At 57.8% G+C, this 26107-nt stretch carries 18 protein-coding genes and 3 pseudogenes; 6 read left to right on the top strand and 15 right to left on the bottom strand.

Annotated elements, in window-relative coordinates; genetic code table 11:
• Window positions 1–96: 96 nt before the first annotated feature.
• Window positions 97–393, bottom strand: coding sequence for a response regulator (locus tag ABQ278_RS18250; protein ID WP_349322452.1), 297 nt, complete (start codon window positions 391–393; stop codon window positions 97–99).
• Between the two features lie 87 nt (window positions 394–480).
• The gene (locus ABQ278_RS18245) at window positions 481–960 is read right to left on the bottom strand and encodes a hypothetical protein (protein ID WP_349322451.1); all 480 of its coding nucleotides are present in this window, start codon (window positions 958–960) and stop codon (window positions 481–483) included.
• Window positions 961–1203: 243 nt separating this feature from the next.
• Between ABQ278_RS18245 and ABQ278_RS18240 the strand changes: the two genes are divergently transcribed.
• A complete protein-coding gene (locus tag ABQ278_RS18240) occupies window positions 1204–4398 on the top strand; it encodes a chemotaxis protein CheB (protein WP_349322450.1) in 3195 nt (1064 codons plus the stop codon).
• Window positions 4313–5653, top strand: a complete 1341-nt coding sequence (locus ABQ278_RS18235; RefSeq protein WP_349322449.1) for a response regulator — start codon at window positions 4313–4315, stop codon at window positions 5651–5653. Before ABQ278_RS18240 ends, ABQ278_RS18235 begins: the two co-directional genes overlap by 86 nt.
• Here ABQ278_RS18235 and arcC read toward each other — a convergent pair.
• Both arcC and ABQ278_RS18225 read right to left on the bottom strand, forming a co-directional pair.
• Window positions 5650–6558 carry a carbamate kinase gene (arcC, locus tag ABQ278_RS18230; protein WP_349322448.1) on the bottom strand — a complete coding sequence of 303 codons (909 nt, stop codon included), beginning with the start codon at window positions 6556–6558 and terminating at the stop codon, window positions 5650–5652. The two genes, ABQ278_RS18235 and arcC, sit on opposite strands and share 4 nt — an antisense overlap.
• Window positions 6559–6561: 3 nt before the next feature.
• Window positions 6562–7218: pseudogene (locus tag ABQ278_RS18225) on the bottom strand (agmatine deiminase family protein); the annotation flags it as partial.
• 1 nt (window position 7219) lies between these two features.
• Here ABQ278_RS18225 and ABQ278_RS18220 point away from each other — a divergent pair.
• The 3 genes and pseudogenes from ABQ278_RS18220 to ABQ278_RS18210 all read left to right on the top strand — a co-directional run.
• Window positions 7220–8185, top strand: a pseudogene (locus tag ABQ278_RS18220) (aldehyde dehydrogenase family protein); the annotation flags it as partial.
• 531 nt (window positions 8186–8716) lie between these two features.
• Entirely contained in the window at window positions 8717–9733 is a 1017-nt protein-coding gene (locus ABQ278_RS18215; RefSeq protein WP_349322664.1) for a zinc-dependent alcohol dehydrogenase, read from the top strand.
• A gap of 144 nt (window positions 9734–9877) precedes the next feature.
• Entirely contained in the window at window positions 9878–10432 is a 555-nt protein-coding gene (locus ABQ278_RS18210) for a heme-binding protein (protein WP_349322447.1), read from the top strand.
• A 56-nt stretch (window positions 10433–10488) separates the two neighbouring features.
• Here the strand turns inward: ABQ278_RS18210 and ABQ278_RS18205 are convergent, their stop codons facing one another.
• The 11 genes and pseudogenes from ABQ278_RS18205 to ABQ278_RS18155 all read right to left on the bottom strand — a co-directional run.
• Complete coding sequence (locus ABQ278_RS18205; protein WP_349322446.1) at window positions 10489–13011, bottom strand: cation-translocating P-type ATPase; 2523 nt, start codon at window positions 13009–13011, stop codon at window positions 10489–10491.
• A 146-nt stretch (window positions 13012–13157) separates the two neighbouring features.
• Window positions 13158–14156: a zinc-dependent alcohol dehydrogenase family protein gene (locus tag ABQ278_RS18200; protein ID WP_349322445.1), complete on the bottom strand. Its 999-nt coding sequence runs from the start codon at window positions 14154–14156 to the stop codon at window positions 13158–13160.
• Entirely contained in the window at window positions 14153–15640 is a 1488-nt protein-coding gene (locus ABQ278_RS18195) for an NAD(P)H-hydrate dehydratase (protein WP_349322444.1), read from the bottom strand. Before ABQ278_RS18195 ends, ABQ278_RS18200 begins: the two co-directional genes overlap by 4 nt.
• A gap of 95 nt (window positions 15641–15735) precedes the next feature.
• Window positions 15736–16383, bottom strand: coding sequence for a BON domain-containing protein (locus tag ABQ278_RS18190; protein WP_349322443.1), 648 nt, complete (start codon window positions 16381–16383; stop codon window positions 15736–15738).
• A gap of 314 nt (window positions 16384–16697) precedes the next feature.
• A complete protein-coding gene (locus tag ABQ278_RS18185) occupies window positions 16698–17738 on the bottom strand; it encodes an Acg family FMN-binding oxidoreductase (RefSeq protein WP_349322442.1) in 1041 nt (346 codons plus the stop codon).
• 54 nt (window positions 17739–17792) lie between these two features.
• Entirely contained in the window at window positions 17793–18383 is a 591-nt protein-coding gene (locus ABQ278_RS18180) for a general stress protein (protein ID WP_349322441.1), read from the bottom strand.
• Window positions 18384–18479: 96 nt separating this feature from the next.
• The gene (locus tag ABQ278_RS18175) at window positions 18480–19796 is read right to left on the bottom strand and encodes an efflux transporter outer membrane subunit (RefSeq protein ID WP_349322663.1); all 1317 of its coding nucleotides are present in this window, start codon (window positions 19794–19796) and stop codon (window positions 18480–18482) included.
• Between the two features lie 44 nt (window positions 19797–19840).
• Entirely contained in the window at window positions 19841–21844 is a 2004-nt protein-coding gene (locus ABQ278_RS18170) for a MacB family efflux pump subunit (protein WP_349322440.1), read from the bottom strand.
• A gap of 3 nt (window positions 21845–21847) precedes the next feature.
• Entirely contained in the window at window positions 21848–23137 is a 1290-nt protein-coding gene (locus tag ABQ278_RS18165) for an efflux RND transporter periplasmic adaptor subunit (RefSeq protein WP_349322439.1), read from the bottom strand.
• Window positions 23138–23145: 8 nt separating this feature from the next.
• Window positions 23146–23352: a hypothetical protein gene (locus tag ABQ278_RS18160; protein ID WP_349322438.1), complete on the bottom strand. Its 207-nt coding sequence runs from the start codon at window positions 23350–23352 to the stop codon at window positions 23146–23148.
• 291 nt (window positions 23353–23643) lie between these two features.
• A pseudogene (locus ABQ278_RS18155) lies at window positions 23644–23967 on the bottom strand (hypothetical protein); the annotation flags it as partial.
• Window positions 23968–24355: 388 nt separating this feature from the next.
• On the opposite strand from ABQ278_RS18155, the gene ABQ278_RS18150 reads away from it, so the two are divergent.
• Complete coding sequence (locus ABQ278_RS18150) at window positions 24356–25708, top strand: ferric reductase-like transmembrane domain-containing protein (protein ID WP_349322437.1); 1353 nt, start codon at window positions 24356–24358, stop codon at window positions 25706–25708.
• Window positions 25709–26107 lie beyond the last annotated feature (399 nt).

Genomic DNA, 26107 nt, shown 5'->3' with positions numbered 1-26107 from the left:
CCACCGCCCCGACCGGCGCGCTCTCAGCTACACAAGCACGGCTGAGCCCAAGGCTGTATCTATAGCGGCCTGAAGCTCCTCAATCTTGAAAGGCTTCTAAATCATCACCGCGTCTGGTCTCGACGCGCGTATGGCGGCGACATTAGCCGTCGCGAATATGTGCGGCGTGCTGCGGGCGAGGGAGATCCGGTCAATCGCGCCAAGTCCACTCCCCTCCAGCAAATTCATATCCGCGATAATAAGATCCGGCTGGGTACGCTCTGCCGCTGCTACGGCTCCATTCTCCGTGGCTTCCGCAGCGCAGACGTCGTAACCCATGTCCTCAAGGAGGATCGTCAACAGAAGACTAATCATGCCATCATCTTCGATAATCAAAACGCGAAACTTTTTCATGTAAGGACCCGTGGCTTTCTCAACCGCAGAGGCGAGTTTTGGAGAGCACAGGGACACAAATGGCGGGCTGATGTCCAATGAGGCAGGTCAATTGCCGGTGTCCCAGGCCACGCAATTCAGACTGACAAGTCTGTCGGCCAAGGCCTGCTGGTTGTCCGTGAGAGCGTCGTAAAGGCCACGTTCAAAGGGCTCGATGGTCTTGAGGCCAGCGAGCAGATTTTCAACATCCGAAATACGACGACGCATCTGATCTGGCGCCGTTGGACGACGAGGGAAATCGTTCACGATGCCCGCTGACAAGGATCGCCGCCTCGCCACGGTGGTCACAGAGTTGGCGTATCCTTCCCAGGCCGCCTCTTGCCTCGTGGTAATGGCCAAGGCTTGTCTCACATAGGCCAACCGTTTGAGGGCCCTGCCCAGGTCGGACTGGGAGGCCCCCATTGAAATTTGCACTAGCAAACCAATTTGAGGGCATGAAGCGTCCCGACGCGCCTGAGGCTGGGCTTGGGCCGGATCAAAAGGTGCACCGCTAATAATAATGGCGACAGCCAAGGCTATAGATCTCATGATGACGCTCATTGTATTATTACCGGTTTTCAGTGCCAAAATTTCATATTTTATAAAGCATACACTCTGGCCGATTCTGTCAGAGGGTCGGAAACTACTTATATACGGCTGCGACATGGGTAGGAATTGACACATCGAAACTTGAGGCGCACGCTCGATTTTGCATAATAGACATGGCCAACTATTTGCTTGATGAGGGCGGCGTCGCCGTTCTGCTACTTCTGAGCCGTTTCGCGAGACAATATGATAGCCGTCGTCACGCCGCCTGAGCCGGCGCACCCTCTTCCAAAGGAAGCGGGTATACAGATGCCGCGCGTGCAACCGGCGACACGGTCTGGCTTTCCCATCGTGGGTATTGGTGCGTCAGCCGGAGGGTTGGAGGCCTGCCGCAAGTTGTTCGCCGCTCTACCGGCTGATACCGGCATGGCGTTCATTCTCGTTCAGCACCTGGAGCCCAATCACGAAAGCCTGATGGTTGAGTTGCTGACGGGTCACACGGTGCTGCAGGTTTCACAGGCATCGGAGGGCGCCAGCATTGAGCCCGGACACCTCTATATCATTCCGCCAGGCACCTATCTGTCTGTATCAAAGGGAAGTCTGAAAATTACCCCGCCTGCACAGCCGCACGGCTTGCGCCTGCCTTTCGATTTCTTGTTGCACGCGATGGCGGAGGACCTTGGGTCACGTGCCATCGGTGTCGTGCTTTCCGGTACGGGGGCCGATGGCAGCGCCGAATTGAAAGCCCTTCGCGATGCAGGCGGCTATGTCATAGCGCAAGATCCGGAGGAAGCCGGGTTCGGTGGCATGCCGCGCAGCGCCATTCTGACCGAGTGCGTCGATGAGGTTCTGAAGATCGCCGATATTCCCGCAGCCCTCGTAAAGCGCGCATTACACCTAAGGGATGGCGCCACCTCAAGCCCTAAGGCATTGCCTAAACCCGAAAGAAAGGCTGATCCAAAAGCTGACGCTATTGAGAGCGTCGAGGGTTTCGACGGCCCACTGGCAGAAATCGTCGATCTGTTGCGACAAAACACGGCCCATGACTTCACCCTTTACAAGCCTGGAACGCTGCAACGACGAACAGAACGGCGTATGACGATGGCAGGCATCGCCGACGCCGACATGCCACGATACCTCGATTTTCTCCGCCACGATGCAGGTGAAGTGGATCTCCTGGCGAACGATCTTTTAATCAATGTCACCGGTTTCTTTCGCGACCCTAAGGTCTTCGACTATCTTGCATCGAAAATTGCCCCTGAGTTGATCGCCAAGCAGCCTATCGATTTGCCTTTACGCATCTGGATTGCCGGCTGCAGCACAGGAGAAGAAGCCTACTCGATCGCCATGATCTTCCGAGAGGCGATGGATGCCGCCAAGAGCGCGTTGACATTACAAATTTTTGCGTCTGACGTTGACCCCGATGCTGTGGCTAACGCACGCGAAGGCCTTTATCCGGGCTCAATAAGATCTGAGGTGTCCGCGGATCGACTGGCCAGATTTTTCTCAAAGGAAGGCGATCATTTCCGGGTCTCCATTGAGTTGCGCGGGCATGTGGTCTTCACCGTACAGGATGTTCTATCCGACCCGCCGTTTTCGCGTCTCGATCTCATATCATGCCGGAATTTGCTGATTTACCTGAAGCCCGAAGCCCAGGCCAAGGTCGTTGCGCTCTTTCATTTTGCCCTTCGCGACCATGGAATGTTATTGTTGGGTACGTCGGAAACAGTTGGCAGTGCCGAGAACCGGTTCTCGGTCATTTCAAAAACGGAGCGGCTCTATCGTCACGTTGGCCGCAGTCAACCCGGCGACCTGGCCTTTGGCCTTGGCAAGAGCGACGGACCCGCCGTCCTGAAGCCACGCACCAACGATCAAGCCCCAACACGTCCAGCGGCCCTCGCAGATCTGGCACGCAAGACCGTGATGGAGAGGTTCGCCCCGACCTCCGTCCTTATCAATGAAAAAAATGAGTGTCTTCATTTTACAGGCGCTACGGATCGCTATCTGACCATGCCCTCTGGACTGGCCGTATATGATATCCTTTCCCTTGCGCGGGACGCCGTCAGGACAAAATTGAGGTCGGCCCTTCAGCAAGCCATCCACGAGAAAAAGGCTGTGACCGTAAAGGGTGGTCGCATTAACCAGGCAGAAACGGACTTCGGCTTCAACATAGACATCCTGCCTGTCGAAAATGACGGCGAGCGTCTGTTGCTCGTGTGCTTTATCGAGGTACCATCGACCTCTCCCCCTGCCAAATCTATGGATGCGACCTTGGATCCCAGTCGCGTGACAGAGCTGGAAATGGAGCTCAAATCGACCCGGACTGAACTCTCTGCCGCTATTCGTAACCTTGAAATATCGGGCGAAGAGCAGAAGGCGATCAACGAAGAGGCACTGTCGGTCAACGAAGAGTTTCAGTCTACAAATGAGGAGATGTTGACCTCCAAGGAAGAACTCCAGTCGCTGAATGAAGAACTGACCGCGCTGAACACCCAGTTGCAGGAGACACTCGAGCGCCAGCGCACAACCTCCAACGATTTACAAAATGTCCTCTATAGCACGGACCTCGCCACCCTCTTTCTGGACCGGGACCTCAAGATCCGTTTCTTTACCCCCGCGACGCGCCTTCTTTTCAGCGTCATACCCGGTGATGTCGGCCGCCCTCTGGCCGACCTTAGATCGCTGGCAAGTGACGCGGACCTTCTGAAGGAATCAGAGCATGTTCTCAAAACCTTGCAACCGGTGGAACGCGAAATCGAGGCCGGTACAGGTGCGTGGTATATCCGTCGTATCCTGCCCTACCGTGTGCCCGGTGACGGTGTTGAGGGCGTGGTCATTACGTTCGCCGATATTACAGAGCGGCGCAAAGCGGCCGTGGCCCTTGAAGCCGCGAAGCAAGAGGCACAACTCGCCAATATCGGAAAATCCCGTTTCCTCGCCGCCGCCAGTCATGATCTGCGTCAGCCCCTGCAATCCCTGAAACTGATCCAGGGCCTGTTGCAACGGTCCGTCGAGGGGGAAAAGTCGCTTAAACTCGTGGGTCGCTTCGAAGATATTCTGGCCGCTATCACCGGCATGCTCAACGCCTTGCTCGATATCAACCAGATCGAAGCCGGGACGGTGCACGCCGAGCCCTTAGCCTTTCCCATCAATGACCTTCTGAACCGCGTGCGAGGCGAATTTGTCTATCACGCCCAGGCACAAAGGCTGGAGCTCGTCGTCATGCCTTGTAGCGCCTATGTGGTCTCAGACCCACGCCTGCTTGAGCAGATGGTCAGAAACCTGCTCAACAACGCGCTAAAATATACCAAAGCCGGTAAGATTTCTCGTCGGCTGCCGCAGACATGCCCAAACGTTGACAATCGAGATATTCGACACGGGCATCGGTATCCCAGAGGCAGCGCTCGGGTCGATTTTCAACGAATACGAACAGCTCGATAACCCCAGGCACGACACCAACCGAGGCTTGGGTCTGGGGCTATCCATCGTTCAGCGTCTTGGCGCCATGTTGGGTCATCGTGTTCGCGTTTGTTCCAAGGAAGGGCGGGGTTCGGTCTTTTCGGTTGAGGTCGGGCTCGATAGCAGCACAGGTCAGGTAACCCTTGCCACCCCTCCCACGTCGTTCGCAGAAAAGTCACTCAGTCGGAAAACGGGGACGGTGCTGGTTATCGAAGATGATGCCGATGAGCGCGATCTCATCGAGATCATGCTCAATGCGGAAGGCTATCTCACCTACACCGCAGCGGATGGTGATTCAGCGCTAGCCCTCATCAAGCGTCTGAAGATCAGGCCCGATTTGATTCTTAGCGATTTTAACCTGACCAACCACATGAATGGCCTGGAGACGGCTAAGAGATTGCATCAGGTCTTACACACCCCCCTGAGGCCGGCTGTACCCGTGATTATCATGACGGCAGATATGTCGAGCGCCACCCAGGCTGGAATTGCTGAGCAACAGTTTGTTCGCCTCATCAAGCCGGTCAAGCCCGCTCTCTTGACCCAGACTGTTCAGCGCGTGCTGGTGAATTCACTCCTCAAATCGAAGGAAGTGGCGCTCGCCGCCCGCTTGCCCGACAACACGACAAAGCCAACCGTTTTTGTCGTCGATGACGACAACGTCTTCAGGGATTCGATAAAATCGATGCTAATCCATGATGGGCGGCGCGTCGTGGACTTCGCGTCCTGCGAAGATTTCCTTGACGACTACGTGCCCGGCACCGAAGGCTGTCTTCTGATCGATGCCTATCTGCCGGGCATGAAGGGGGTAGAGCTGTTACAGCGCCTTGCCGAGGCCGGTCACCATCTTCCAGCCGTCATGATCACAGGTAATACGGACGTCGCAACCGCCGTCCTGGCGATGAAAGCCGGGGCCACAGATTTCATCGAGAAACCAGTGTCCTCCCAGGACCTGCTTTTGTCCGTCGAGCGCGCTCTGGAGGTGTCACATGACGAAAGCCGTCGCGGTGCCTGGCAGCAGAATGCCGTCAGCGTGTTAGGTGCCCTGACAATTCGGCAAAAGCAGATCATGGAGCGGGTCCTGGCGGGAGATCCGAGCAAAAACATTGCCGCCGATCTTGGCATAAGTCAGCGCACCGTAGAAAATCATCGCAATGCCATCATGAAAAAGACGAAGTCGAAATCTTTACCGGCCCTGGCAAGATTGGCTCTAGCCGCGTCAGGCACGGAGCCCGCCTAGTGACCGAAGACGCGGGTGCCCGCTGCACCTGCCATGACGGCTGAAGCCGCCTCGAGATTTCCTATGGAAACCGGCATCCCCGTTTCCCTGACAAACCAGCAAGCTGCCTCGACCTTCGGTCCCATCGTGCCGCCGGCGAACCTCATCGCTTGAAGTTCAGTCACGCCTATAGAGCGGATGAGCCTTTCGTCTGGTCCCCTCCAGTCCCTGTAAATGCCGTCGACGTCGGTCAGGATGATAAGGTGATCGGCACCGAGTGCGATGGCCAGAAGTGCCGCGCACAGGTCTTTGTCGATGACTGCCTCCACACCCCTGACGGCGCCAGCCGTACCAGATACGACGACCGGTATACCGCCGCCGCCACAACAGATCGTCAGGACACCAGCCCTCACAAGGCGCTGGATCGACTCTAACTCCATAATGCTCAAGGGCGTCGGCGATGGAACCACACGTCGCGTCCCTGCACCGTCCGGGCTAAAATGCCAATCCGATGGCGCTTTGATGGCCGCAAGCTCAGCTTCGCTGTAGACGGGGCCTATGGGCTTGGTCGGGTGGTTGAACGCTGCATCATCTTCGTCGACAAGGGTTTGAGTGACGAGTGCTGAAATCTCTCGCCCTGGGAGCACGCTGCGCATCGCCTGAGCGATGACATAGCCTATCATGCCTTGAGATTCAGCCCCCAAGACATCGAACGGATAGGGAGGAACCGCCTTATAGAGGGCAGCTTCAAGCGCGAGCAGACCCACCTGTGGGCCATTGCCGTGCACAAGCGCGACCTCGTGACCTGCGCAAACCGCTGCCAGACCCTTGGCGGACATGGCCATGTTACGTGCCTGATTGGCGGCGCTTAAGGGTTCACCGCGTTTCAACAAGGCGTTGCCGCCCAGCGCTATGACAAGACGCACAGGTCAGGCAACCGAACGCAGCGAAGCCGGAAGGGCCAGAGGTTGCTGCTGGGTGATACAGTGGACATTGCCGCCGCCCAGCAGGATTTCCCGGCCAGGTACGGCGATGATTTTCCGCGAAGGGAAGAGCTTGGCCAGGGACTGTTGCGCCGGCAGGTCCATAGGGTCGTCAAAGGCTGGCATGACGATAACGCCATTGGCTATATAGAAGTTGACGTAGGACGCAGCCAACCGGTCACCTTCTGTGCGCGGCAAGGTGCCTTCGACCTGATCCACACCGGCGGCCTCAGCCGCTGAGATCAGGACCGGGCTCGGTTGGTAGAGCTTGTGCACCGTCAGCTTGCGGCCATGGGCGTCGGCGGCCACGTTCAGGCGCATCAGGGCCGCCGTCGAAATAGGATATTGCGGGTCATTCTGATCGTCCGTCCACGTCAATATCACCTCGCCGGGCGCCACGAAGCGACAAAAGTTATCGGTGTGGCCTTTGGTCTCGTCAAGATAGACGCCATGTTCCAACCAAATGACTGTGTCGCAGCCCAGATAGTTGCGCAAATTCTCTTCGATTTGCTCACGGTTCAAGTCTGGATTGCGATCATGGTTGAGCAGGCATTGCTCAGTCACAATGACCGTCCCCTCCCCGTCGACATCGATCGATCCTCCTGTCGCCGGGCCGCACCTGATGGCTGGCAATGTGCTCATGATCAAGCATGCCGGCATCGTGCCTCAGTGCGGCATGCTGTTCGAGCAATTGTTGCTCGATGCTGGTGCACCTAAGGGCCTCTACACCAACCTCCTGATATCGCATAACCAGTCTGAAGCCATCGTCGCCGATCCACGCATCAAAGGCGTGGCCCTGACCGGCAGCGTCGCCGCCGGCCAAAGCCTCGCCGCCAAGGCAGGGCAGAACCTGAAAATTTCGTCGATGGAACTGGGCGGTAGCGATGCCTTCATCGTCTTCCCCGACGCCGACCTCGACGAGACCGTGAAATGGGCCGTGTGGGGCCGCATGTATAATACCGGGCAGACCTGCTGCGCCTCCAAGCGCTTTATTCTGGTTGGCGACATCGCCGGTCCGTTCATGGAGAAGTTTCAGGCAGCGCTCTCCAGGCTTGAAGCGGGGGATCCTATGGACGTCAAGACGACGCTCGGTCCGCTTTCGAGTGAGACGGCCCTTCTTCAGCTTCTGGCACAGGTCGATACAGCGATCGAGCATGGCGCAACCGTGCTTATGGGCGGCAAACGCCTCAATCGTCCGGGCGCCTTCATGCAGCCGACGATCCTGACCGACGTCACGCCGGAAAACCCAGCCTATCGCGATGAATTCTTCGGCCCGGTCGCGATGGTCTTCCGGGTCATGGATGAAGACGCCGCCGTGAAACTGGCCAACGATTCCGATTTTGGTCTCGGCGGATCGGTCTTCACCAAGGACGCAGCCCGTGGCAAGCGCGTCGCCAGTCGCGTCGACACCGGTATGATGTTCATCAACAATATCGACTGGACCGATGCCGAACTGCCCTTCGGCGGTATCAAGAATTCCGGCTACGGGCGCGAACTGGGCGACATGGGCATCCAGGCCTTCGTGAACAAAAAACTCGTGCGCACCAACGACATGCTGGCGCCGGCATAACTTTTTTCTCCTCAACAAGGACAATTCCCATGACCAAAGACACTATGAAAGCCTGCATCCAGAACTGCTGGGACTGCAGGGATATATGCCAGACGACGATGGTCAATCACGCCCTGTCTAAGGGCGGCGCCTTTGCGCAAAAGGACCACATCAAGCTGATGCTCGACTGTATCGAGGCCTGTCGCACATGCTCGGATTTCATGAGCCGCGACTCGGTTATGCACCCGCAAATGTGCGGCGTATGCGCAAGCGTTTGTGAAGCGTGCGCCGTATCTTGTGACGCCATGGGGACACCTGAGCTAAAAGCTTGCGCAGAGGCCTGTCGGACATGTGCGGCATCGTGCGCACAGATGAGCCGGATGAACATGATGGCCTGACGCGCTGTGCCGGACGGCTACAATCGCCGCCTGGAGAGCACGCCGCTCAAGCAGACCGAAGTGTCTGCGCTAAATTAAGCCAAAAAGGATAAATCCCATGCCTGATTCAATCCCCATCAAAGCGCCAAACGCCTCCCCCCTCAGTTCCGCACGGATGCATGGCGCTGTCGTCGAAGCGTTCGGCAAGCCCCTGGTCTTCAAGGATTTTGACATCCCCGTGCCGGGTCATGGACAGATTCTGGTCAAGACCGAAGCCTGCGGCGTCTGCCATACCGATTTGCATGCCGCGAAGGGTGACTGGCCGCTCAAACCCACCCTACCCTTTATCCCCGGCCATGAGGCAATTGGTATCGTCATAGGCATGGGTGACGGCGTCACCGCGGTCAGGATGGGCGAACGAGTCGGTGTGCCCTGGCTCTATTCGGCCTGCGGACATTGCGAATACTGCCTGTCAGCCTGGGAGACGGTCTGCCCGGAGGCTAAGTTCGGGGGTTATACGCAAAATGGTGGCTTTGCCGATTACGTCATCGCCGATCCCAACTATGTCGCCCATATCCCAGAGGGCTTAAGCGCCACCGAAGCCGCGCCGCTCATTTGCGCCGGCATCACGACGTACAAGGGCATCAAGGAGACCAAGGCGCGTCCGGGCCAATGGATTGCCATTTCCGGCTGCGGCGGTTTGGGACACCTCGGCATTCAGTACGCCAAGGCCATGGGGCTTAAGGTCTGCGCGGTCGATATCGACGACGGCAAACTTGAGCACGCCAAACGCCTTGGCGCCGATGTCACGATCAATGCCAAAACCGGTGATCCCGCCGCTGCGGTCAAGGCGGCAACGGGTGGCGGCGCACATGGCGTGCTCATCACGGCTCCGTCCCTGCCCGCCTTCAAGCAAGGCGTGGCCATGACGCGCAAGCGCGGCGTGTGCGTGCTCGTCGGCTTGCCGCCGGGCGAGTTCCCAGCGCCGTTGTTCGACATGGTCGCCAACTGCATCAGCATCGTGGGCTCCTTTGTCGGCACGCGCGCGGACATGGCCGAATGCCTGGCCTTTGCCGCCGACGGCAAGGTCAAGGCCGATATCGAACTTCAGCCGCTTTCCGCCATCAATGACGTGCTCGAACGTCTGGAGGCGGGCGATGTGCCCTCGCGCGTGGTCATCGACTTTAGCTAACCCTTCCACCTTGATCCTTTAGCGGGGCGCCTGCGTATAAGCTTTATGTTTATAACAAAAAGGCGCCCCACCTTGTCCAAGCCCCTCACAAGACGCCTTATCTGTGGCGGGATCCTCACGCTGGGGCTTACAGGGAGTGCCGCCATGGCCGTCGAAGAACCCGCCTACACCGCAAGTCAAACGGACGGAGACTGCGAACTACGCGATTATCCATCGCTGATCGCCGCAGAGGTTACGGTTTCAGGCGAGCGCCAGCCGGCCCTCAATACCGGGTTTCGTCTGCTGGCTGGCTATATCTTCGGTGACAATGTGCAGAAGCATAAGGTGGCCATGACCGCCCCGGTCATTCAGGCGCCGCACTCTGAAAAAATCTCGATGACAGCCCCGGTGATCCAGCAGGCCTCGGCCGAAGGCTGGGTGGTACGCTTTATCATGCCAGGCGGATACACGCTGGACACCCTGCCTATTCCGAACAATCCCAGGGTTCGCCTGGTCACCCTGCCACCGGCCCGTTTCGCAGTCGTGCGCTTCTCCGGACTGGGACAGGCCCGGGACATCGAGACGCAAACCGATGTGCTTGAGGTTTACGTGCAACGCCATAAGCTGAAAGCCATGGGGGCGGTTTTAATGGCGCGGTATGATCCACCCTGGACACTATGGTTCCTGCGTCGCAATGAGCTGATGATGCCGGTTGCGTAGCCCATCAGCCTAGGGGCTCTTCGCTCAGGCCCAGCATGGGACTCACGTCATAGCCCTTAGGGGGTCAACCATTTGCGCCAGGTGGGCTTTAAAAGCTCCAGAAAAACAAGAACGACAATGCCTGCTCCCAAACTGACGGCGAGATCATTCCAATGCAAAGGACCAAAGCGGAACAGATCCCGCGCGAATGGCCACAACAGCGTAAGGGACAACATGGCCAAAACGGCGCTGAGCACGTACACCAGAACCTGATTGGGTTGCTTCAGGGCGGTCAGAATTGAAGCGCTATAGGACCGATTGACGAAGATCAGGGCGAAGATGCTTAAGATCAGGGCAAAGAAGGCCAGTGCGCGAACTTCGCTTTCGGCCATACCCAGCCTCAAGCCGACTATAAATATCGCGGCCACGATCAAAAGCGCCACCACGCCCTGAAGCACACTCCAGCCGATCAGTTCCTTTGAGAACAAGGGGGCCTCTGCCGCGCGCGGCGGCCGCTTCATGACGTTGTCTTCTTCGCCTTCGGCTTCGAACACCAAGGAACAGACCGGATCGATAACCATCTCCAGAAAGGCGATGTGCATCGGCCCAAACAGAAATGGCAAGCCAAAGACCAGCGGCAATAGCGCCAACCCTGCGATAGGCACATGCACGGCAAAGATAAAAGCCATGGCCTTGCGCAGGTTGTCATAGATGCGCCGCCCCAGGCGTATGGCGGTTACGATCGACCCAAAATCGTCGTCAAGCAGGATCAGCGAAGAGGCTTCACGGGCGACATCGGTCCCGCGTCCGCCCATGGCGATCCCGATATGTGCGGCCTTGAGCGAAGGGGCATCATTGACACCATCACCCGTCATGGCAACGATCTCGCCATTGGCCTTAAGGCGCTGAACCAGGCGTAATTTCTGGTCGGGTTTGATGCGGGCAAAGACGGTCGCCGTATTGAGGCGCAACGCCAGGGCCTCGTCACTCATCTGAGCCAGAGCGTCGCCCGTGATGACGTCTTCGGATTTTGTTCCCGCATACAGACCGGCTTGCCGGGCAATGGCCTGAGCCGTGACCGGATAGTCGCCCGTAATCATGATGACACGGATACCCGCCGCACGGCATTCCATGACGGCGGCCGGAACACTTGCCCTCAACGGGTCAGCGAGCCCGACCAGGCCAAGATAATCGAACGCGAAGGCGCGCTGGGTATCGGGTAGGTCTGCCTCCGCATGACGGGCCCGAGCGACGCCCAGCACCCTCAACCCTTGCGCGGCCATAGCTTCGACCGAGATCCTTTGCGCAGCGATCTCTTCAGGCTTTAACCGGCAAAGGTCAGCCATAGCCTCAGGCGCCCCCTTCGCCGCGATGATGACGTCGCCATCGCCAACCTCTGACTGCCAGACCTGAGACATGACCAGTAAATCGGGTCTCAAACCATAGGATTTCACCAGCCGAGCCGGCCTGGCCGGATGATCGCGACCTTCGGCTTTGAACGCGTGAAAGGCCTTCTCCATGGGGTCATAGGGCTCGGGATTGCACGCCAGCCGACCATATTCGACAAGCTCAATAAAGGCGTTCGGCAAGGTGCCGCTGGCTTGCAGAACCTTACCATCCTTCAGACGAAACTCTGCCAGTGTCATCTTGTTTTCGGTCAAGGTCCCGGTCTTGTCCGTGCACAAGACTGTCGCCGACCCGAGGGTTTCAATGGAGGATGCCTTACGCGTCAAGACCCTCGCCTTGGATATACGCCAGGCGCCCATGGCCATGAAGACGGCCAGAACCACCGGAAGTTCTTCAGGAAGCATCGACATGCCTAGCGCAATGCCAGCCAGAAACGCCTCCAGCCAGCCTCCGCGAAGCAGACCATAAAGCACGACCACCAAGACACACACGACGGATGACACCGAGGCAAACATCAAAACCAGCTTACGGGTCTGGGTTTGCAACCTCGGCACTTCAGTCGTGAGGCTGTTGAGCGAGTGGCCAATCTGACCGATCTTGCTTCTGACACCCGTGGCCGTCACTTCAGCAATGGCCGTTCCGCGCACGACCAACGCACCGGAGAAAACCTGCTGGCTGTCGTCGCCCTCGTGGGTCGCTTTGAGCACGTCCTTGTGCACCGGCACAGATTCTCCGGTGAGCAAGGATTCGTCGACCTGCAGGTCATGTGTTTCCACCAGCCTGGCATCGGCAGGGATCCGATCGCCCTCGGCCAAAACGATCAGATCTCCGCATACCACGTCACGCCCCTCGATCTTGATCCGTTGCGATGCGCGAATGACCAGCGCCTGAGGACTGGTCAGGTCGCGCAGGGCTTCGAGGACCTTTTCTGTGCGGGTCTCCTGAATGACGGTGATCAGCACGGACAGAATGGCGAAGGCCATCAGCACCAAAGCTTCCTTCAAATCACCGAGCAGCAAGTAAATTAGTCCGCCGACCATCAGAAGGGACAGCATGGGCTCACGCACGACCTCGAAAATGATCCGAAGCGGCGTGCGTCTGTCGGGCGAAGGCAGTTGGTTGAAACCATCAACCTTCAGACGGGCCTCGGCCTCGGCAGGCGTCAGACCATCGGTCAGATGCTTATCGTTCATAGTCAAGACTCCTCAAAGAGCGAAAAGCAGGCGGCGGAGCCCAAGCGTTTCCGAAAAGTGTGACGCACGTTTCGGATCAAAAAGCGCGTTAAAAATTTAAAGCGCCGATCTGATACCATCAGATCGGAACACGTTTTATATCCCGATCAGGGGATCAAAACGGCCGCCCTATCGAACTTGCCGGCACGAAGATCGGCCAGTGCCTGATTGGCGTCTTGCAGGCCGTAGGTGGTGGTTTGGGTCGCAACGCCGATCTTCTGCGCAAGGGGCAGGAAATCGAGGCCGTCCTGTCGTGTGAGATTGGCCACCGAGACGAGTTGCCTTTCCTCCCACAATAGGCTGTAGGGAAAGCCCGGAATATCGCTCATATGGATGCCGGCGCAGACCACACGGCCGCCCTTGCGCACGGCCTGCAAAGCCAGGGGCACAAGGCTGCCTACGGGCGCGAAGATGATGGCAGACTCGAGGGCTACCGGCGGCATCTCCTCTGACCCGCCCGCCCAAACCGCTCCCAGGCTCATAGCGAAGGCTTGCGTGTCCTTGTCGTCGGTTTGGGTGAAAGCATAGACCTTCCAGCCCTCATGACGCGCGACCTGTGCCACGATATGGGCGGCCGCGCCAAAGCCGTAAAGTCCCAGGGCCTTACCCGCAATAACCTCACCGTCACCCGCAAGGCATAATGATCGCCATCCGATCAGGCCGGCGCAAAGCAGCGGCGCCAGGGCAACATCGCTACCCTCTTCGCCAAGAGGAAAGGCAAACCGCGCATCGGCGATCACAGATGAGGCAAACCCGCCGTCGCGCGTGTAACCGGTGAACAGAGGCTGATCGCAAAGATTTTCTCGATGCGCCTGACAATAGGGGCAGTGTCCGCACGTATGCCCAAGCCAAGGAATGCCCACCCGGTCGCCCAAGTGAAGCCCGTCGACGCCTTCTCCAAGCCTGTCGATCCTGCCGACAATCTCGTGGCCAGGGATGATCGGGTAAGTCATGTCAGGCAGTTCGCCATCCAGCACATGCAGATCCGTCCGGCAAACGCCGCAGGCCGTGACGCGGACACGAATCTCACCAGGCCCCGGAAAACGGTCCGGAAGCTCGGTGTACTGGAGCTCTTCGCCCGGCCTGTTCAGAATCATGGCCTTCATGAATTGGCCACCGTCATTTGTTCGTTCAGGCTGTGAAGCACCTGCGGCAATATATCGGGCAAGTCCTCGGCAATAAGGCCAACCCCCAGACGATTGGCAGCCTCACCATGGAGCCAGACGGCGGCGGCGGCGGCATGAAAGCCATCAAGCCCCTGGGCCAGAAGACCGGCGATGAACCCGGTCAACACGTCTCCACTACCACCCGTCGCAAGCGTCGCCGGCGCGTTCGCATTGATAATGGCGCGGCCGTCCGGCGCAGCGATCACCGTGTCGGGGCCCTTAAGCAGCACGACGGCCCCACTTTGCAGGGCTGCCGCGCGCGCGCGCGCCAGTTTGTCACCCTGGATCTTGAAAAGGCGGGCAAACTCGCCCTCATGCGGCGTCAATACGCAAGGCCCCGAGATAGCGCCGAACAGGTTTTGAGGCGCCTCAGCGAAGGCGGTTAGTGCGTCGGCATCGAGAACCGTCGTTCTGCGCGCGGCCAGCGCGGCTAAGACATACGCCCGGGTCGCCTCCCCGGCGCTGGCGCCTGGCCCTATAGCGATGACATTTCGGCGGGCGTCGGCCAGCAGATCTGTAAAGCCGGCCAAGCCATTGAATGGCCTGACCATCGCGCTGGTGAGCGACGCAGCGTAGATCATCCAGCTATCGGGGGGCGCCGCCAGCGTCACAAGGCCGGCGCCCGCCCGCATCGCCCCGCAGGCGGTCAGGCGGCTGGCGCCGGTCAGAACATCTCCGCCGAGCACCAGAACATGCCCGCGTTGATATTTGTTGCCATTGATCTCGGGCCATGGATACCGGTTGAGCCACAATGAGGGATGGTTTTCAAAACAGGTGGGGGCAATCGCCTCAAGGACGTTTGGCGGCGTGCCAATGTCGGCCAGCACGATCTCGCCGCACAGGGCCCGCCCAGGAAACAACAGATGCCCTGGCTTCTTCCGGAAAAAGGTCACGGTCAGTTTGGCAGGTGCCGCACCGCCCAGAACCTCGCCGGTCGCGCCATCGACACCGCTTGGGACATCGATCGCGCAAATATCTATCTCGAGATTTTTGAGCGCTTCGACCATGTCCCTGGCACCACCTTCGACGGGGCGCGACAATCCGGAGCCGAAAATAGCATCGATCACCAGACCAATGCCATCAAGGCTTCCCGATGAAAAGGGAAGCCACTCCCCCTGCCACGCCGCAGCAAAATGGGCAGCATCGCCTCGCAGATCGGTCACCTGACCGAGAAGCGCAATTTTGACAGGCCAGCCGGCGGATGTGAGGTGTTGGGCACAGACAAAGCCATCCCCCCCATTGTTGCCCGGCCCACACAAAACGAGCGTAGGCCTTTTCGTCCAGCGTTCCATAACAGCAGCAGCGACAGCGCTACCGGCAGCTTCCATAAGGTCAAGCCCGGATACGCCTGAAGCAATCGCTGCCTTATCCGCCGCGTTCATTTGCACCGGCGTCAACAAGGCGTGGTCATATGGGGTATGCATGTTCGTCTCCATAGGCGGCATGCCTTGCCGGGCGGTTCGAGGGTGTCCCATGTCTGCAAACCACAAAATGACGGTTCGCAGACTTGGGCCGTCAATCAGGCAATAACGATGTTGTTTTCAATCGAGGTCACGCCCTTGGCAGCCCAGGCGACTTCCGAGGCTTCCTGCCAATCGCTCCAGGTCTCTACCTTACCCGTCAGGGTGACCTTGCCGCCGATGGCTGTCACCTTGATGCGCTTTGTATCGAACCACGAACGATCGAGTGCGAACTCGATATCCTCGGCAAGAACTTCAGTATTCACCTTAGGCTTGACAACAGCCTCATTGGAGACGCCGACCACGCCCATGAGACGACGGATGTCCTGCGCGGCAGCCTCCTTCTGGAAGTACCATTCCACCTGGCCACTGAGCGTGACCCAGCCGTTGCTCACGGCAACCTTGATGGCATCGGAGGGCACGTTGCCGTCCCAGGCGAGGACATTGATCGCCGCCTTGGCGATGTCTTCGTCATCGCGCTTGGCATCCGATTTCAGCTTTATTTCGATTTCGTTCGCGATGGCCTTGGCGCCCTTGACGCGACGTACGGCGTGTTCCGCATCAAGTTTGTCGCTATAGGTTTCAACATGACCAGACAGGGTGACCACCCCGTCATGCGCAGCTACGCCAATGTGGGCGCTGTTCACATTGGGTGCCCAGGTCAGTTCATCAAGTACGTTTTGTTTCAGGTTTTTGTCGGAAGCCATGTTCGTCTCCATATCCGGAAAAATTGCACCAAAGCCTGAACGCGATCAGGTTGGCCCCGTTCACGCCTGGTCAAAGGTCAGAGCCCTGTTCAAGGCTGCACCTTCAAGGCTAAGCCCGCAAGACTGGGCGAGACAGAGTCGGAAATTACTTAGCTGACTTTGCCATGACGCACAGGTAACCCCTTAAAGCGCACGCAAATGATCGGTTGCGCAATCGCGTGCGACGCCTATGTCCTGGCAAGATCTCATCGCATGCCAAGGCCGTCGTGCCATCGCCACGAAGCTTGTGTCAGGCATAAGCTTCTTTTAGCGTCTTATGAGTGAGCCACAATGTCATCTACAGATCGCCGCAAGGACATAGGCATAGGCTGTCCGTAGCCGAACCTCAGCACGAAATCAGGTCGGGCCGCGCCGATGCCCAGCCACTTGGCGAACTCAGCCCGGATGGAGGGCACCTCAACCGGCTGATTGATCACGGCATATTTCAGGCCAAGCGCGGTCGCCTGCAAAGCAAAGCGCTGGACGCTTCGCCCCACGCGGGTCCAGTGGTCAGGATCGGCCTTGTCGCCGACGAAGACCGCTACCCCAGACGAGGACGCGATCTGTCTGGCATATTTGTCGTTTTCAGACTTTTCCACAAACAGCAGGGAAAAAGCCGCCTCCCCCACCCACGTCGGTATCTCCGGGCTCCCAGAGCATCCACTGAAGAGCCCGTCACGCCTCGCCAAGGCTTCACGCCGGTTGAAACTAATCCATGACTTGAGTTCGCGCATAAACGCGTGATCTTCCAGTTGCAGGCTGTTGCCGTGGACGACGAAATCTCGAACCGTATCCAGTTTTGGCCGGTCGGTAAGTATCTCGACCGACACGCCATCGATCCTGGCTGCCGCTTCGAGATGCCTGAGGTCAGATTTGGCGACAACACCCCCCGTATAAACGGATCGGGTACTTTGACGTTTGGGGATCGCGTCAAATAAAGCAGAGGCCCGCGCTACGGAGGTGTCGAGGTCAATATGGATACGCCCACCGACCTTAGGCTGAAACGAAATCGTCGCCGGTCGGCCATTGGCTTCAGCCGCGAGACTGAGGTTTTCACTGGCGCATCCAAGGCTCACAAACAAATGGTGATCATCGGGGTCAACAACCGGCGTGCGACGGCCAAAATCGGGCAGTATGGTAACAGTCCGCGGCGTCCATGCGAACCGCCAGGCTTGCGTATTGTGACCATTCGCCGCCAACGCGGCATAACGCACCCATTCACGTACATCCGCATTGGGGAACGCCGGCATACGCAGGGTGGTGGCCAGACGATCATAACCCGATACGACCGGCCTGGGCGCACAGGCGGTCAGCACGCCTGAGGCCCCCGCTAAAATAAGGTGTCGCCGCGTCGACATCTGGCTACCTTTTCAAAAGCATACAGGACCTATGCTTACACTTTCCCATGAACGATCGACGAGGCCATGGCTTCGCGTTTGCTTTCGGACTCCGAATAGACCTCGACGTTCGAAGCACGCGCGGCTGCCAGAATGGCCCGGGCGCGAAGTCATTTCGTCCGCAGGTCCATGCGCCATGACCAGGAACTTGTCGGCCTTAATGGCTTCCTCGTAACGTATCACACTGTCCTTGGGGGTACCAAGGCTGAACAAAGCGGCGCTTAACGCGCTGATCCCGCCGACCACGACCGCACTCTCCAGTGCCGTGACAATCATGCCAGCTACCGAGCCCAGTATGATCAAAGGACCGACGACAGGTGCTGTGACAAAAAGGCCGCCAATGAACAGCCCCCACAAGCCGCCCCAAAATGCCCCGCGCGAACCCCAAAACGTCACGCGATCGCCGATGTTGTAAAAGCCCACCACCTGTTCGTCGGTGTGATACCCTCGGCCGACGACACTGAGGCTTTTCATGTCAAAACCCGCGTCTCCAAGCGCCTTAATGGCCGCATTGGCCGCCTCGTGATCGTCGAAAACTGCAATCGTTACATCGGAGGTGTTCATAGGGCATTCCTTGCGTTTAAAGCGTTGATGCCACCGTCGAACGGTGGCGACGCCGGTTTCATGCACTTAAGGCCTTTCGACTGACAGACTCGGAAACTACTCACGGGACTCGGACGTCATGCCACCGCCCAATGCCTGGAACAAAGTCGCGCGATTATTGAACTGCGACAGTCGATTGCCATCATAGGCAAGTTGCGCCACCCGCAAGCTTTGCTGGGCATCAAGCCAGACGCGCAAGGCGACAGAACCAAACCGATAACGCACCCCATAAAGCCGCTCGGCCGTGGTAGCAGCCTCCAAAGATTTTTGGAGAGCTTCAGCCTGGTTTACCAGTTGGGTCCGATGTGACAGGGCATTATCGGTATCAGCCAGAGCTGCGTAAAGGGTCTGCCGGAAATTTTGGACCGCAATATCGTAATCCGTCTGGGCTAGCTTGTCGTTCAACCTATGCCGACCCAAATCCAGAAACGGCAGGGTTATCAAAGCAGCGATTGAGCCCGTGGGATGACTAAGCAGGGACGACAGTTCTGTACTGGTACCTCCTCCCGTGCCGGTGAGGCTAAGGCCAGGATAAAGGGTCGCGCGCGTGGCGTCGCCCGTTGCCAATGTCTCGCGTAGGCGCAGCTCAGCCGCTTTTAGATCAGGACGACGTGCAAGAAGTTCAGCCGGCAAGCCAGCCGCGATGGCCGTCAAGGGCAAGTCAGGCAGACTTCGAGGCTCCTGCGCTTCGGCAAGGGGCTCATTGCCCAGCAAGATCGCCATGGCAGCCCGGTCCTCGACCAAGTGCTGGGAAAGCTCCGACAGTGTGGATACCTGCACGTTGACGACCTGCTGGGCCTCTGCAACTTCGACCCCCGACACGGCACCTACGGTGTGCTGGTAGGTAACAAGGTCCAGTATCTTCTGCTGATAGACCAGTGTCGCGTTGCCGGTTGTGATCTGCTGATGCGTAAAGCCAATATCCCAATAGAGCTGACAGACCGTGCCAATCAGGGCCAATTCTGTGGAATTGCGGTCTTCCTGCGTGGCTTTCGCTTCCCAGCGCGCGGCGGATGTCGTCGACGCCAGGCGGCGCCAGAGGTCGACGTCGTAGCTTAGGGCGGCGTTGGCGGTGTAGCTTGTCGTGGCATTGGCCTGTGTCCCCGACACATTGCCTGAAACCCGAGGCCATTGATCAAGGGACGTTATACCCGCGACGGTTTGGGCCCGCTGAACGATAAAGGTGGCGACCAAAAGATTCGTATTAGAGGCCAGCGCCTTATCGACGACGATATTCAAGCCAGGGTCGTCGAAGCTCTGCCACCAACGGCTGTCGATCAAAGCATCCGTAGATGGTGGACCTGCGTGAGAATAATGGTCCGGTATTTGCGCGTCAGGCCTGTGATAGACGCTCACGCACCCGCCCAATACCATTGTCAAGCCAATCCCCACGGCAACGTTTTGCGCAAGACGGTGCCTCATTCCCTTGCCAGTGCGGCGACAGGGTCGAGGCGCGCAGCGGCGCGCGCCGGAAGAAATCCGAAGACGATGCCGATCAAGGTTGAGCACGTAAACGCCCAAAAGATCGAACTTACCGAATAGATCAATTTAAAGTCCTTGCTGAAGAGCGAGAAAATCCCTCCGAAGGCCAAGGCAAGGAGTATACCCATCACACCGCCGATCAAGCAGACAAGGACGGCTTCGATCAGAAACTGTTCCATGATATCGCGCTGCCTTGCGCCGACGGCCATCCGCACACCGATCTCGCCCGTCCGCTCCGTCACAGATACGAGCATGATGTTCATAACGCCAATGCCGCCGACAACGAGAGAGATAACCGCAATGGCGGAGATCAGCAGGGTCAGGGTTTGGGTGGTTGTGTTGATGGTCTGACGGATCGTGTCGTAATTGACGACGAAGAAGTCCTTGGCGCCGTGGCGCCCGACCAACAGTTTGGTCACCAAAGCCTCCGCCAGGGCATTGTCGGTCTTGTCGTTGGTCCGCACGGTAAGACTGCGCAAGGTTGTGGTGCCCAGCATCCGCGAATTGACCGCCGTGTAAGGCATGAAAATGCTTAAGGTGTCGCCGGCGCCGCCGAACGCCATCCCGGCCTTTTTGGTCACACCTATGACGCGCGCAGGAACGGACCCTACAAGGATCACCGCACCAATGGCCGCACTCTTGTTGCCGGCAAACAGTGTATTGACGCTGTTGTCGTCGAGGACGACATTCTGATTATAGGTGCTGACCGCTTTCTCATCGAAGAAACGTCCCTGAGCCAGTTCGAGGCCCGTGACACGGAAGTATTGCGCGCCGACGCCCGAGACCTGAGCATTGACGGCAATATTGCGGTACCTGACCGTCACGCTGGTCTGGACGACCGGCGTCACGCTGTCGACATAGGCCTGCTGCGCGATGGCATTGGCATCTGCGACATTGAGCGTACGCACAGCGCCCGCCCTTATATCGCCAAACCCGCTTCCCGCGCGAATATTGAGTGTGTTTGTGCCAATCGCGCTGATGCTCTCCAGGACTTTCTGACGGGAGCCAGCTCCAAGCGCCACCACACAAACGACCGATGCGATACCAATAATGATGCCGAGCATGGTCAGGAACGTCCTCATCTTGTGCGCCCGCATGGAGAGCACGGCCATGGTAAACGCCTCTCGCAGGCTATCGGAAAGGGCAGCCATGCCGCTGCGATGACTGCGATCAACGGCGGGAAGTCCTTGGTCCTGGCTCTCGCCTATCCCCTTGCCCACCCTGTCCCCGATAATCTGACCGTCCTTGATCTCGATCACACGTTCGCAATGCTCGGCGACCGCCATGTCATGCGTAACGACGATGACGGTATGACCTTCCTTATGCAGGCCTTTCAGGATGCGCATGACGTCTTCGCCAGATACGCTGTCAAGGGCGCCTGTGGGCTCATCGGCCAGGACAATCTCACCACCATTCATCAAGGCTCTGGCTATAGAAACCCTTTGCTGCTGACCGCCAGACAGTTGGCCAGGCCGGTGTTGTACGCGCTCAGCCATCCCCAGACGCTTCAGAAGGTCCAAGGCTCTTATCCGTCTGGCCTTCGCCGGCAGGCCGGCATAGACGGCCGGCACCTCGACATTGCCGAGCGCGGACAGATCAGGTAGCAGATGATAGCGTTGGAAAATGAACCCGAAATGCTCGCGGCGAAGCTCCGCCAATGCGTCCGGCAGAAGTTCGGACGTCGAGCGGCCGCCAATCGTGTAAAGACCCGAGGTCGGCTGATCGAGACAGCCCAGGAGATTCATCAAGGTCGATTTCCCCGAGCCGGACGCGCCGACGATAGCGACCATCTCACCGGGTTCGAACGTCAGGTCGATATCCTTGAGCACGGTGATCGAGGTCTCGCCGGCGGCATAGTCACGACGAAGTTTCGAAACGACGAGCCTCGGCGGCAAGGCGGCCGCTGACGGGCGAGACGTCTGCGCGGGTTTGTCAAACATGGCTTATAATCCGTCACCGCGGTCCGTACCGGGCGCGCCTGTCGCAGATGAGGACGCCGATGACGATGCGGCAGGCAAGACGCTGCCATCTCCGATGACGACGGTTTCGCCCTCAGCAAGTCCGGAGATAACCTGGGCCTTGGCGCCATCATTGATACCCATGACGACCTGTCGCAAGGTCGTCTTATGATCTTTCAGGACAACCGTGACGGCATAGGTACCATCCTTTGCCTGTTCACCAAGGGCTGTTGACGGAATCGTCAGGACGTGTCGGGCCTGGGCCAAAACGATGCTGACATTGGCTGTCATCGTCGTTTTGAGACGACCATCTGGATTATCGACATCGAAGAGGCCGTAATAGTAGACAGCCGTGCTGGTCGTTGTGGTCGCGGCGACATCAGACGCGAAGGTCGTGGGCGCCGGCTGGATGCGGCGTATATGCCCGTAATAGCGATGATCCGGAGCACCAAGAATGGTAAAATACGCCACCATTCCGGGCGTCACATTGATCACGTCGGCTTCGGCAATCTCTGCCTCGACGGTCATCTTGTCGAGTTGCCCCAGAGTGACGATCGTTGGCGCGCTCTGGGCGGCATTGACCGTCTGGCCCTGCTTGGTGACCACCGCCAGCACGGTTCCATCGATCGGCGCCAGTATGTGCGTATAGGCCAGATTGACCTGAGCGGTCCTGACGGAAACCTCAGCCTGACGGATCTGTGCGTTGACGGAGGTCAAAAGGGCGCGGGCACTCTTGACGGCCTTCGTGGCGAGGTCGAGGTCAGCCTTGGCGCCCGCATCTGCAGCGTAAAGGCGGGCCTCGCGATCATAGGCGGTCTGAGCCTGATCGAGCGAAGCCTGATCAGCTATCTTCTGCGCCTGAATATCCAGAAGCGCTGCCTGGGCGGTCGTGAGGCCGTTTGTCTGATTGGCGGCATCGATCTGAGCAATAATATCGCCCTTTTTTACCGTATCGCCTACATCGACGGTCAACGACGTTACAAGACCCGATGCGCGGGAGCCGACATTGATTTCAACGAACGGTACAAGCACGCCCGTCGAGAGTACAGTCTCTTCAACGTCAGCGAAGGCGACCGTTGCAGAAACCAGACTTGCTGTGTTCGGTCTATTGAAAAAGAGCAACCAAACGACAACGGCGACCACAACACAGCCTGCGGCCAGCGCACTCCCCAAGATCCAGACACGTCTTTGGCTTTTAGGACCGACCTTGTCTTCTTGAGCGGCCGGCGCAACCTGCTTTGGCAGGCTTTTTGGGGGTTCGATGGGCGTGTCCATGCGTCGTGTTATGCCACTTTTGAAACGATTTGCGCCGTGCCACCCGCGGCTCCAATCGCCGCTACAGCGGCTTCAACTGCATCAATGGCAAATTTCTCCTGAGTGAAGTCACCAAAAAACGCAAAGTCCTTGGTAATCGTCCAAATCTTGTGACGATGTATAATCTCGAAAAGAACAGGCATATTCGCAACGATCTCGGCGGTTTGGGCATTCATCCTTGAGCCTTCCGTGGTCTAGCTCCCTCCACAATTAAGACACGGAGCCTTTTTGATTGGGAGCACGCATTTGGCAGGTGGCCATGCGCTTAGGTCTATTGAAGTGCAAATTGCTTATCTTCGGTACCGTCGGAAATTACTCAGGGTTACCTCCGTCACTGAATGCGCGCCCCCTGAAACGCCTAGAGATTGAAACCGTATGATGAACCAGTCCGCGCCGGAGGCGAAGGTCGGGCAGAGCCTTCCCGTTTGCGACACATGCGGAACTGAACCTCGCACTTTGGTAATAAATTACCCGTGCTTGTCGGCCGCCTGTTCCGGTTGCACTGACCAGACCGCGGGTTTGTCGCCCTTGTCGGCTTCAGCTATTGAAGCGGTCGCCTGCACCCTGTCCGGCGCGTGATGCGCCGGAGCGTAGATCCTATAGACTTGCATTGGCGCTGCGCCAGTGTTTGTGATGTTGTGCCAGCTTCCCGCAGGAACAAGGACACACCAGCCGTCTGAGACTTCCTGGTACACGGTCAGCGCGTCTTTCGCGGTGCCCATCTGCACACGGCCGCAACCCGCGTCGAGACGAAGGAACTGATCGGTTTCCGGATGGGCTTCCAGGCCAATATCTTAGATTCTGTCGGAAGGGCTGCCCATGGTGGATCTCCTCATGATTTTTGGCGATGCACTCTATCACAGCGCCATCGCGCGATGTGAAACAGTGCGACAAGACTATCGCACCGACTTCCGACAGACGTAAGATTCTGAAACTACTCAGCAAAATTGTATTGGGAATGCGGCGCGCAAGTGGACGTTCATGACTTTATCGCAGCCTGCAAAATCTTATTGGACCTGAGTAGTTTCCGAGTTTGAGAAAGCGCTAGTCGATCAGGCATGCTCAGTCATGTCAGTTGGTAAAAGGGCGTGTGGTTAAACCAAGATAATCGTCTGCCTGCGGTGGAGGCGTGTTTGAGGTTCATTTGGCCCATATGCCGATCTTGGAAAAGGCGGCCTTATGCGACATATCCAGACCCTGTTCCTGGCGTTGATTATCTTACTCGGCGGTTTCTGGGCGCTCGCCGAGACATGGTCGTTCCCGATAACGAATGTCTTTGAGCTCAGAGGTATCGCTATCCAATTCAGCGGCGTGGTGGCGATCGGCTTTATGAGCATTACGATGATGCTCACACTACGTCTGCCGTGGCTGGAACGTTGGATGAGTGGCCTGGACAAAATGTACCGTCTGCACAAATGGCTTGGGATATCCATTCTGGTGGTGGCTATCTGTCATTGGCTTTGGGCGGTGGCCCCCAAATGGGCCAGCGGGCTGGGCTGGACGGTCCGTAGTGTCCGACCACCAAGAGTGCCGATAACCGATCCCTTGCAGGCCTTTCTTGTCAGTTTGCGCCACCCCGCAGAGAGCATCGGCGAGTGGGCCTTTTATGCGGCCGCTCTTCTGATTGTGCTGGCGCTCGTACGGTACTTTCCCTATCGGCTGTTTTACAAAACGCACCGGCTGCTGGCGGTGGTTTATCTGGCCGTAGCGTTTCATGCTGTTGTTCTTATCAAGTTCAGCTACTGGACGTCGCCCCTGGGTCTGCTCATGGCGATACTGCTCACGGCCGGGATACTATCCGCTGTGATCGTTCTGCTGGGGCTGCACGGAAAGGCGCGGCAGGTCTGGGGGCGCATATCGTCGCTCCAAGCCTACCCAGGCGTTCGCACCCTGGAAATTGTGCTCGACATGTCGCGGGAATGGCCAGGCCACAAGGCAGGGCAGTTCGCCTTCGCCATGTCCGACCCTTCAGAGGGCCCTCATCCCTATACGATTGCTTCCGATTGGAATGTCGATGACGGCCAGATCTGCTTCCTCGTCAAAGAATTGGGTGACCACACACGTCTCTTGAAATCCAAACTCAAGCCGGGTCAGGAGGTGAGGGTCGAGGGCCCCTATGGGGGCTTCACCTTTGATGACGGCTACAAACACCAGATCTGGGTCGCCGGCGGCATCGGCATTACGCCCTTCCTGGCCCGGATGAAGCATATGGCTCTGAATATTGACAAACCTGACTGGCCCAAGGGACAGATCATTGATCTTTTTCACACGACGTCTGACGTGGACGAACAGGCTTTCCTCAAACTGGCCGCCGATGCGAAGATCGCCAATATACGCCTCCACCTGATGATTGACCTGCGCGACGGCCGCCTCACCGGTGAACGGCTCCGGGCGGCCATACCGGACTGGCGTACGTCCAGCCTGTGGTTTTGCGGTCCTGAGGGTTTTGCTGCGGACCTGACAGCGGACCTTACCGCGCATGGCTTTCCGACAGGCCAGAACTTCCATCAAGAATTTTTTACCTTGCGCTAGCCGCTTTCAATATCGGCAAGCTGCTAACAGCTCCAGGCTGCACAAAGGACCGCTTTAGGCCGGTATCGTTGAAAAAGTCTTCACCCGCACGTCTTGAATATTTCGGTAACTGAACCCCGATCACTATTCCGGCGCAATACATCCTGAAGTTGCAGCTATGATCGAAAAATTGAAGGACAACCTTGAACGGCTTGCCCATCTTTACAAGATGGGGTTGTTATTGTGGCGCATCTTAGCGCTCAAAGTGTCGTGCCTTAAGTGACATGGACAGGAGTGGCGCACCATTCCGAATAGAACTTCGAAGCAGTATATTATTGAAATTACGGTATAAATTTTCAGCACGCAGTCAGTTTGGTTGCCTAGTCAGGTGCGCCAGGTTAATTTCGGATTACCGACAGC

It is taken from the genome of Asticcacaulis sp. MM231, assembly GCF_964186625.1.
Lineage (GTDB): Bacteria > Pseudomonadota > Alphaproteobacteria > Caulobacterales > Caulobacteraceae > Asticcacaulis.
This window is presented reverse-complemented; position numbering and strand designations above follow the sequence as displayed.

Excerpts from the sequence above, each read along its gene's own strand:
- ABQ278_RS18160 (WP_349322438.1), bottom strand. The coding sequence starts at position 23,352 with ATGAATGCCCAAACCGCCGAGATCGTTGCGAATATGCCTGTTCTTTTC.
- ABQ278_RS18200 (WP_349322445.1), bottom strand. The coding sequence starts at position 14,156 with ATGAAGGCCATGATTCTGAACAGGCCGGGCGAAGAGCTCCAGTACACC.
- ABQ278_RS18150 (WP_349322437.1), top strand. The coding sequence starts at position 24,356 with ATGCGACATATCCAGACCCTGTTCCTGGCGTTGATTATCTTACTCGGC.
- ABQ278_RS18195 (WP_349322444.1), bottom strand. The coding sequence starts at position 15,640 with ATGCATACCCCATATGACCACGCCTTGTTGACGCCGGTGCAAATGAAC.
- ABQ278_RS18245 (WP_349322451.1), bottom strand. The coding sequence starts at position 960 with ATGAGATCTATAGCCTTGGCTGTCGCCATTATTATTAGCGGTGCACCT.
- ABQ278_RS18175 (WP_349322663.1), bottom strand. The coding sequence starts at position 19,796 with ATGGTATTGGGCGGGTGCGTGAGCGTCTATCACAGGCCTGACGCGCAA.
- ABQ278_RS18240 (WP_349322450.1), top strand. The coding sequence starts at position 1,204 with ATGATAGCCGTCGTCACGCCGCCTGAGCCGGCGCACCCTCTTCCAAAG.
- ABQ278_RS18170 (WP_349322440.1), bottom strand. The coding sequence starts at position 21,844 with ATGTTTGACAAACCCGCGCAGACGTCTCGCCCGTCAGCGGCCGCCTTG.
- ABQ278_RS18210 (WP_349322447.1), top strand. The coding sequence starts at position 9,878 with ATGGCCGTCGAAGAACCCGCCTACACCGCAAGTCAAACGGACGGAGAC.
- ABQ278_RS18190 (WP_349322443.1), bottom strand. The coding sequence starts at position 16,383 with ATGGCTTCCGACAAAAACCTGAAACAAAACGTACTTGATGAACTGACC.
- ABQ278_RS18180 (WP_349322441.1), bottom strand. The coding sequence starts at position 18,383 with ATGAACACCTCCGATGTAACGATTGCAGTTTTCGACGATCACGAGGCG.
- ABQ278_RS18205 (WP_349322446.1), bottom strand. The coding sequence starts at position 13,011 with ATGAACGATAAGCATCTGACCGATGGTCTGACGCCTGCCGAGGCCGAG.
- ABQ278_RS18250 (WP_349322452.1), bottom strand. The coding sequence starts at position 393 with ATGAAAAAGTTTCGCGTTTTGATTATCGAAGATGATGGCATGATTAGT.
- ABQ278_RS18165 (WP_349322439.1), bottom strand. The coding sequence starts at position 23,137 with ATGGACACGCCCATCGAACCCCCAAAAAGCCTGCCAAAGCAGGTTGCG.
- ABQ278_RS18215 (WP_349322664.1), top strand. The coding sequence starts at position 8,717 with ATGCATGGCGCTGTCGTCGAAGCGTTCGGCAAGCCCCTGGTCTTCAAG.